An 8537-nucleotide genomic window follows, 5' to 3' on the forward strand; every position below is an offset into this window, starting at 1 on the left:
TGCGGGTTAAACCCGGTAGGGAGCCTAAACGACGTGTAATTCTCAGTCTCGGTCCGCGATATCGGGACATATATTTCCTTAGTGCTTGATACTTAACCCAAAACTCCCATTATTACATAGGAGGGTGATTCTGACTAGTAGTGAATTTTGAGTGAGCCTAGAAATCTAGAACTTTGTGATGGTGGCTTCAATGTTTAACGGCTAGTAGCAAGCGTGTCGGCACAATAGAGCGAATTTGTGGGATGCGGATTGTATTGTTGTGGACAGAACCCGGATCTGGGGGTTGTCTTGACGCGCTATACCTGGAGGGAACCTCCAGAGCGCGCGTCGCTGTCTTGACGCGCTAAACTCGGAGGAAACCTCCGGAGCGCGCACCGCTCCGACCCCCAGCCGCCTCTCAAACTCTCCTGCGTAAGGTTCGTTCGCGTAGCGTCTCCGTTAGGAGAATCTGTGTGATTCGCAGTCAACAAATAAGTAGTGGGACGACACGACTAAAACTGTGGGCATTCAGAACGCTGAAAAATACAACTAGCAATATGTTTGACGATCGCTTTACCCACAGTTTTAGTCGTGTCGAGCCAGTAGGGTGGGCAGTGCCCACCATCTAGATTTCAGCCAATATCTACCTCGATCGAATCCATATTCACCTACTCAACATTACCGAGTTAACCTTGAATATTTGGTAGCTCAGAAGTCAATAATCGATCCATCCAGCCTTCAAAATATGCTGTGTTAGTTGCTTGTTCTTGAGGATTTTGGGTATCTAGCGGGTGGGGCGCTAAACCCAAAATCGTCGCGCTGGTGACGCAATACATCGACTTTTGAAAACTTTGGCAAATTTTCACGAGTAAATCGTCTTCTTTACGCTTGGTTTCTTGATACATTTGGTGGAGATATGGTGGGATATAGTGCCGCATATCTTGCATCAACAACGTTGGTGGGATGCCAGCACCGCCGATCGGGAGCGGGTCGGCATATAATGCACCGTAAGTAAATTCGGATTGCTCGATCGGGATTTGATGAGCTTGAGCGTTGTAAGAAACTACACCTAAAAATGGCGTACCGCGAAAGAAGATTGCTTCGACATAGGGGACGGCAACATCCATGAGGAAGGTGAGATTTGCCGACTTGGGTAGGATGTCATAATCGCGATCGTCGATTTTAACTGTATAAGTAATCGGATTGGCAGCCGCTGCTACCAGCCCTGATTTAATCCAATCTACTACGTCAGGAATGCTCTCGATTTTACCTTTTTCATAAGCTTTCCCTAATGTCAAGAAAATCGCCGCCATTACTTCCCAAAACTGACCGAGGGCATTGTAATAAACAGATTGCCGGACTTGCTCTGGTAAGAACTCTGGAAAAAATCGATGTAGCAGTCCAATTACCGGATGACCTTTAATTTTGGCTTGAATTGCTGGCTCGATTAGTTCTCTAAATTCTGGTGACTCGATGTACTGTTCGAGCTTACCACCACCATGCCAGAGCATCACTTTCATGCAGTACTCGGCATATTCATAATTAATCCGATCGTGCCATAAATGCTGTGTTAATTGTTTTGACGACACGCCATTATTAAAATACTTAAAAAATGGAAATACTGTGAGAAATTCGCGCTCGGCAATATGCTGAAGATTTACTTGGTAAGCGTCTAGGACATAACCATAACTATCGAGGATACCAACTACTTCTTTAACATTACTGGGATTGTCTGGTAGTAAGCTTTGACCCTGATAGAATCGATCGATATAAGTAGCAAAACGATGACAGGAATTAGGATTATTCATTTGGCTTGAGGATGTTGCTCTTTATTTTGTCACACTTGCCACGATCGCTGGTGGTTGATGTAGTGTTGCGGCAATTGTCGGTTCGCTCCAGCGGGTGATCCAACTTGGTTGGAGTCCAAATAAGACGATCGCGACTGTTAAGATCATTGCGGGGTAGCGTTCTCGCCAAGTGACAGCTTCGAGGTTTTGTACTGGCGCTGATAGCCGCCCAAAGAAGGCTTTGTTGATTAGCAGGAGATAATAAACAGCCGTCAATCCCGTCCCGATCATACAGAACAGCGTTTGGACAGGGAAAATGGGGAAACTACTCCGAAAAATTAGAAATTCAGCGATAAACCCGACCATTCCAGGAATTCCCGCACTAGCCATCACGCTGACTACCATCAAGGTGCCGATTACTGGCATCCCGCGCTCGGGATTTAGCAGTCCTTGCAAGACATTAATATCTCTGGTTTTAGTCTTCTTGTAGACTACGCCGACTAGCAAGAACAGCGTCGCCGAAATCAGCCCGTGACTGACCATCTGAATCATCGCCGCCGAAAAACTCAACGGGGTATTTGCCGCTGCCGCTAGTAAGATATAACCCATATGACTGACCGAACTGTAAGCCACCATCTTCTTCATATCCGCCTGCGCGATCGCCATCAATGCCCCGTACAATACACTGACGATCGCCCAGATCGACAGCCACGGTGCCGCTACCTGCCAAGCTGCTGGGAATAACCCAACGCAGAAGCGCAAGATTCCATAGGTGGCGAGTTTAAGCAGGACTCCAGCTAGTAAGACGGAAATCGGGGTAGACGCCTCGACGTGAGCGTCAGGGAGCCAAGTATGAAACGGAAATAGGGGCATCTTAATCCCAAATCCCAGCAACAGTGCGCCGAGTAATAATAACTGCTGGCTCAAAGGAAGTGCGGCTGAAAGTGCGGGATCGTAAATAAAACTGTTACTTCCACCAAACCAAGCTAATCCCAAAAAGGCTGCTAAGATCAGTGCGCCAGATAGCGCTGTATAAATCAAGAACTTAGTAGCTGCATACGCCCGTTTTTGACCGCCCCAAATCGCAATCAGCAGATATAAGGGAATCAATTCTAACTCATAGGAAATAAAGAACAGCAACAAATCTTGCGCCAAAAAGACACCACTCACCGCCGCATTCAAGATCAAAATTAGGCTGTAATATAGACGCGGGCGTTGGATCTTTTCATCGCTGCTGTAAATAGCCACCCAAGTTAATAAACTATTGAGCGCGACTAATGGCAATGACAACCCATCGATACCCAGTCGATAGGACAAGCCTAGAGTATCGATCCATGTGAAATTTTCAACAAACTGCATTCCAGGATTACTCAGGTCGAACTCAGTCAATAACAATACCGTCCAACCGATAACTGCGATCGCGATCGCCGAAGCGATCGATCTGGTGCGATCGGGCAAAATAGCCACAAGAATTGCCCCGATTAAGGGCACTATTAGTAAAGTACTTAGCATTGAATTAGGGGATAGGGGATAGGGGATAGTGAATAGCGAATAGCGAATAGCGAATAGTATTAAAGTAGGGTGGGCACTGCCCACCATATAAGTTTTAGCCTCTTACAGCAATCCCTATTCCCTATTCCCTAGTGTTAGAGAGACCAAAATAACCAACCGATTGCTAAGCCTAAAAATCCGGCTCCCATGGCAATGGTGATGAAGTAGCTTTGCACCTGACCCGAGGCACCATATTTCAAACTTTCACTACTAAAAATTGTCACAAAGCCGACTAAATTGACGAAACCATCGACTACATATCGATCGAGCCAAGCAGTCAATTGGGAAAGATGGTAGACAAACCAGACAACCGTATTATCGTAAAGTTTTTCCACATAAAAATCATACGTTAATAGCTCTTGCACCCAAGGTAGGGATAGCTTGACTGGAGTGCGATCGGATCTAAAGTACAACAAGCCACCAGTTACAAATCCCAATACGCTCGATAAACTAATCGAGACTAATCGAAACGAGTCGATCCGATCTAGATCGGGCAGTAAAGACAGTTGGGACATCGCTAGTGGAGCCATTAGGGTCAAAACCGTCAAGAACACCATCGGTAACGCCAACGGCCAGGGGACTTCTGGTGCGCGCCTAGTTTTAGGTTGAGTTTTACCTAAAAACACCAGCCCAAATACTCGTGCTAGATTAAAAGCCGTCAAGCCATTGACTAACAAGATCGTCCAGATCGCCCAGGGATAGTCCAGGCGCAGTACTTCTAGCCCCTCCTGAAATGCCCAGAAACCACCCAACGGGAACACGCCAGTCATTGCTAGTGAACCGACGACAAAGGCGCTCGTCGTGGCTGGCATACTCTTGGCTAATCCCCCAAACTCGGTCACGTCTTGGTTGTTAGTCGTTAAAATCACACAGCCGACACTCATAAAAATCAATGCCTTGGCGATCGCATGAGCGAACAGCAACAGAAATGCAAAACTAATCCATTTCGCCCCAATTGCGATAAATACCAGCCCCAAATAAGCGCTAGTTGAGTACGAAATCGTCCGCTTGATGTCGATCTGAGCGATCGATACCAAAGTCGCCCCGATCGCGGTAACAGCACCGATTACCATTAATGTCGTCGTCACAACTGGCGATAGGTATAAGATGGGATGCACTTTAATCAAGATATAAGCACCACCCGTGACAACTACTGAATTTCGCAAGATCGACGCGGGATTGGGGCCTTCCATTGCTTCATCCAGCCATAAATGCAGCGGAAACTGAGCGCATTTGCCGATCGGCCCAGCAATCAGCGCCAACCCAATCAGCGTCGCGCTCCAAGGCGGAAGATCGGTTGTCTCACACCAATCATACAAATCTTGAAAATCTAAACTGCCCGCAATGCTAGATAGCGCAATGACCCCAGCAAACAAGAGGATATCTCCCGCCCGTTTGGTTAAGAATGCGTCTCTAGCGGCTTTGACCACCAACGGTTGCGCGTACCAGAAACCCACTAGTAAGTAAGTCGAAAGCGTCAGCAATTCGAGTAAGCCATAGCTCATCAACAGCGAATCGCTAATTGCCACCGCGCTCATCGCACCTTCAAAAAAGCCCACCAGCGCGAAAAATCTGGCTAGCGCCCAGTCTTTTTCCATATAGCCCAAGGCGAACACTTGTGCCAGGAGGCTCAATACCGTGACTGATTCCATCGCGCCGACGCTGACGGGCGATATCTCGAAGGTGAGATTTAGTTCCAGCCCCGCAACCGTCAACCAATTAAATACAATGTGATAGGGTTCGTGGTTCCAGACCGACCGAAATAACGCCGTGCCATGAATAAAGGCTAGCGTTGTCATCAAAATATTTAAATAGGCTGCTGGTCTTGGGCCAGTCCGGCGCACCAGTCGCGTCATCCAGGGGATCGTCAAAATTGCCCCCAATAAACCATAGCAGGGGATCAACCAGGCAGTATCCAGCAGCATCTGTTCCATAAATTGCGATCGAGTATCCGTAATGTGAATAATATTAAAAAATGATTTTAAATGTAGCGCGTTGGTGTGGCCTCCGCTTTGCGGAATCGGGCACATTGCACGTTGTCACTAGACTACAGAATTTTTAAGTTAAGCTAAATCGGTGTTTGTTAATTTTCCACTACCAACCATTATCTATCAGAACTAGCCGATCGCGCCGAACCGGGATCGCCCACCCGATTCCGCAAAGCGGAGGCTACGCCAACGCCACCAACCCACTGGCGGGCATCAGCCTAACTTATGACCATTATCGTAAAGAATAATTTTGGATTATATTGCCAAATCGATCGCCGAAACTGTACTATCGATCGTATCGTTAGCACTATTTTCGGTTTTACTGACCTGTAAATTGCTCCAGTTTGGGCGAATCTTAGCTCAAACGCTGATTCTTTGGCTGTAAAATTTCGACTAGCACCTAAGAGATAAACATCATCTAACCGAATCGATGCCGAGAATTTGTACTACACAGCCACGGCGTTGGCGTAGCCTCCGCTTTGCGGAATCGATCCGAGCTGAGCGCTAGCTTTGGTGGCAGTAAAAGCTGCTGGAATGAGGCGGCGATCGCGACTTTTTGCCGATTAACCGACCGTAGCCAAATTGAGATCGATCGGGTGACTTGGGACATTACTCGCAAAGGATCGGCATTTTGAGCGATTGCTACATAAATTATTTAAGGAAAATTTTGAGAAAATTATGGTATTCCAGAGTAATGTAACGGCATCGCCATCTACGCCGTGGTCGAAGACGCTAATCGAGCCAAATATTCACCCAAGTGCATACGTACACGCGTTTTCTAACATCATTGGGGATGTCCGCATCGGTGCGAATGTAATGATCGCGCCCGGGATTTCGATTCGGGCGGATGAGGGCGAACCCTTTAGCATCGGGGCAAATACGAACATTCAAGATGGGGTCGTCATTCACGGACTAGAGCAGGGTCGCGTTGTCGGCGACGATCGCCAGGAATACTCGGTGTGGGTGGGTGAGAATACATCACTGACCCACATGTCGCTGATTCACGGCCCCGCTTACATTGGCGATAATTGTTTCATCGGCTTTCGATCGACGGTATTCAATGCCAAAGTCGGCGATGGTTGTGTCGTGATGATGCACGCCTTGATTCAAGATGTCGAGATTCCGGCTGGTAAGTACGTCCCATCTGGTGCAATTGTCACCAATCAGCAGCAAGCCGATCGTCTTTCTGATGTCCAGCCAGACGATCTCAAGTTTGCCTCCCACATCATTAGCATCAATGACTCACTGCGGTCTGGCTATCGCTGTGCCGACGATATTGAATGTATTACGCCATTCCAAGCGGCTGTCGATCTCTCTAGTTCGGGCTTGTATAGCATCGCTCGCGCTGCAAATATCAAAGAAGCCAGCCACAACAAGTCCAATCTGGCTCCCGATGTCATCGAGAACGTGCGGCGGATTCTCTCTCAAGGCTATAGTGTCGGCACCGAACATGCTGACAAACGCCGCTTCCAAACTAGCTCGTGGACTAGTTGTGCGTCGTTTAACTCCGATCGCGAGGCGGAAATCCTCAAAGGTTTGGAAAATTGCCTCCAGGAGCATAGCGGCGAATACGTGCGGCTGATCGGCATCGATACCCATGCCAAACGCCGGATGCTGGAAACCATCATTCAACGACCGGGTGATATTCCGGCGGCTGCTAGTAAAAGTACTGCTGTGACTACATCAGCCGCGACCCATGCTGTCCCTAGCAATGGAGCGAGTGCGCCCACGAATGGTGCGGGTGACGAGATCGGTACGCTCGTCCGTCAGCTCCTCACCCAAGGCTTGCAGCTAGCAGTCGAACGTGCCGACAAACGTCGCTTCCAGACTAGTTCCTGGCATAGCTGCGATCGGATCGACTCCCAAACCGAGAGTGCGATCGTCAGGGCGATCGCCAACTGTATTACCAATAACCCCAACGATTATGTGCGCGTCATTGGTGTCGATAGTCACGCCAAACGTCGCGTGGTCGAAAAAATCGTCCACCGTCCCGGTCAAGCTAACTCCCATCCTCCTACCCCAGCAGCGAGTACCAGTTACACCCCGCAACCTACCAGCACTAGCAGCAGCCATACCACTGTAGCTAGCCCTACTAGCACTGTTTTGGCGATCGATGTCGTCGAGACGATCTCGCGGCTGGTCGCCCAGGGTTGTGCGATCTTTACCGAATTTGCCGATGAGCGGCGCTACAAGAGCAATGCTTGGGAGACTGGCGGTCGGGTCGAAGGTCGGACTGCTGCTGAAATCTCGCGGGCATTGGAATCGATCGTCCGCGATCGGCAAAAATCGTACATCCGTATCATTGGGGTAGACCAACAAGCCCGCAAACGGACGATCGAAAAGCTAATTCATCGCCCAGGGAAATAGGACGAACTAACCTGGTGATGCACAAATAATAAGTTTTGTCAACTCAGTTTGCTACCGTGAGGATGGGGATCGCTAGCCTCACATAAAAGTTTCTGATACCTAACTTAACAAAATAAAATTGTTGCTTATATTGCCAAAGCGTCACGTCTCAGTCTATGCTTGACTTTAGCAGATGCCTAGTATTGGGGTTTGCATAGATAAAAGTCTATGTAAACAATTAGCATTTACTACTGAATCTGATTCGGTGCAAATCTGCACTTGAGTCGCCTTCTTGACTCGCTCAACCGTCTGGAAACCAGACGATCGCGAGTCGCCCTCTTGACTCGCTAACCCGTCGGGGAACCCGACGATCGCGAGTCGCTAATTACAAATTTAATCTAAGGACGAAAAATATATGTCTATTGCCGTGGGAATGATTGAAACCAAAGGTTTTCCTGCTGTTGTCGAAGCTGCCGACGCCAAGGTCAAAGCCGCACGAGTCACATTGGTCGGCTATGAAAAAATTGGTAGCGGTCGGGTAACTGTCATTGTCCGTGGTGATGTCTCTGAAGTACAAGCTTCCGTATCCGCAGGTGTGGAATCCGTTAAGCGCGTCAATGGTGGTGAAGTACTATCGACACACATCATTGCTCGTCCCCACGAGAACCTAGAGTACGTCTTACCAATGAACTACACCGAAGACGTGGAAAAATTCCGCGTCTAGTCCGAACAAGTTCGCTAAAATATCGCATTAAAGTCAAAAATTTTAGGAGTCATTGATAATGTCAATTGCAGTTGGGATGATCGAAACATTGGGCTTTCCCGCAGTAGTCGAAGCTGCTGATGCGATGGTCAAAGCCGCTCGCGTCACCTTAGTCGGTTACGA

At 48.3% G+C, this 8537-nt stretch carries 8 protein-coding genes and 1 pseudogene; 4 read left to right on the forward strand and 5 right to left on the reverse strand.

The window, feature by feature from the left end:
• Nucleotides 1-70: pseudogene (locus RMO35_RS06630) on the reverse strand (30S ribosomal protein S4); the annotation flags it as partial.
• A 382-nt stretch (nt 71-452) separates the two neighbouring features.
• On the opposite strand from RMO35_RS06630, the gene RMO35_RS06635 reads away from it, so the two are divergent.
• The gene (locus RMO35_RS06635) at nt 453-608 is read left to right on the forward strand and encodes a hypothetical protein (RefSeq protein WP_309739503.1); all 156 of its coding nucleotides are present in this window, start codon (nt 453-455) and stop codon (nt 606-608) included.
• 57 nt (nt 609-665) lie between these two features.
• Here RMO35_RS06635 and RMO35_RS06640 read toward each other — a convergent pair whose 3' ends face one another.
• From RMO35_RS06640 to RMO35_RS06655, 4 genes are all read right to left on the reverse strand, one after another.
• A complete protein-coding gene (locus tag RMO35_RS06640) occupies nt 666-1787 on the reverse strand; it encodes a CO2 hydration protein (protein WP_309739504.1) in 1122 nt (373 codons plus the stop codon).
• A gap of 21 nt (nt 1788-1808) precedes the next feature.
• Complete coding sequence (locus tag RMO35_RS06645) at nt 1809-3278, reverse strand: NADH-quinone oxidoreductase subunit M (protein WP_309739505.1); 1470 nt, start codon at nt 3276-3278, stop codon at nt 1809-1811.
• A gap of 134 nt (nt 3279-3412) precedes the next feature.
• Nucleotides 3413-5251, reverse strand: coding sequence for an NAD(P)H-quinone oxidoreductase subunit F (locus tag RMO35_RS06650; protein WP_309739506.1), 1839 nt, complete (start codon nt 5249-5251; stop codon nt 3413-3415).
• Nucleotides 5252-5723: 472 nt separating this feature from the next.
• Nucleotides 5724-5915 carry a hypothetical protein gene (locus RMO35_RS06655; protein WP_309739507.1) on the reverse strand — a complete coding sequence of 64 codons (192 nt, stop codon included), beginning with the start codon at nt 5913-5915 and terminating at the stop codon, nt 5724-5726.
• 68 nt (nt 5916-5983) lie between these two features.
• On the opposite strand from RMO35_RS06655, the gene RMO35_RS06660 reads away from it, so the two are divergent.
• From RMO35_RS06660 to RMO35_RS06670, 3 genes are all read left to right on the forward strand, one after another.
• Nucleotides 5984-7672, forward strand: a complete 1689-nt coding sequence (locus tag RMO35_RS06660; protein ID WP_309739509.1) for a ribulose bisphosphate carboxylase small subunit — start codon at nt 5984-5986, stop codon at nt 7670-7672.
• Nucleotides 7673-8066: 394 nt separating this feature from the next.
• Nucleotides 8067-8375, forward strand: a complete 309-nt coding sequence (locus RMO35_RS06665; RefSeq protein WP_309739510.1) for a carbon dioxide-concentrating mechanism protein CcmK — start codon at nt 8067-8069, stop codon at nt 8373-8375.
• Between the two features lie 58 nt (nt 8376-8433).
• A partial coding sequence (locus RMO35_RS06670) for a BMC domain-containing protein (RefSeq protein WP_309739511.1) occupies nt 8434-8537 on the forward strand: 104 nt, incomplete at its 3' end.

Source organism: Chamaesiphon sp. OTE_20_metabat_361 (genome assembly GCF_031364565.1).

What these genes read in the sequence shown, in the direction of transcription:
- RMO35_RS06640 (WP_309739504.1), bottom strand. Translation starts at nt 1,787, where the DNA reads ATGAATAATCCTAATTCCTGTCATCGTTTTGCTACTTATATCGATCGA.
- RMO35_RS06645 (WP_309739505.1), bottom strand. Translation starts at nt 3,278, where the DNA reads ATGCTAAGTACTTTACTAATAGTGCCCTTAATCGGGGCAATTCTTGTG.
- RMO35_RS06650 (WP_309739506.1), bottom strand. Translation starts at nt 5,251, where the DNA reads ATGGAACAGATGCTGCTGGATACTGCCTGGTTGATCCCCTGCTATGGT.
- RMO35_RS06655 (WP_309739507.1), bottom strand. Translation starts at nt 5,915, where the DNA reads ATGTCCCAAGTCACCCGATCGATCTCAATTTGGCTACGGTCGGTTAAT.
- RMO35_RS06660 (WP_309739509.1), top strand. Translation starts at nt 5,984, where the DNA reads ATGGTATTCCAGAGTAATGTAACGGCATCGCCATCTACGCCGTGGTCG.
- RMO35_RS06665 (WP_309739510.1), top strand. Translation starts at nt 8,067, where the DNA reads ATGTCTATTGCCGTGGGAATGATTGAAACCAAAGGTTTTCCTGCTGTT.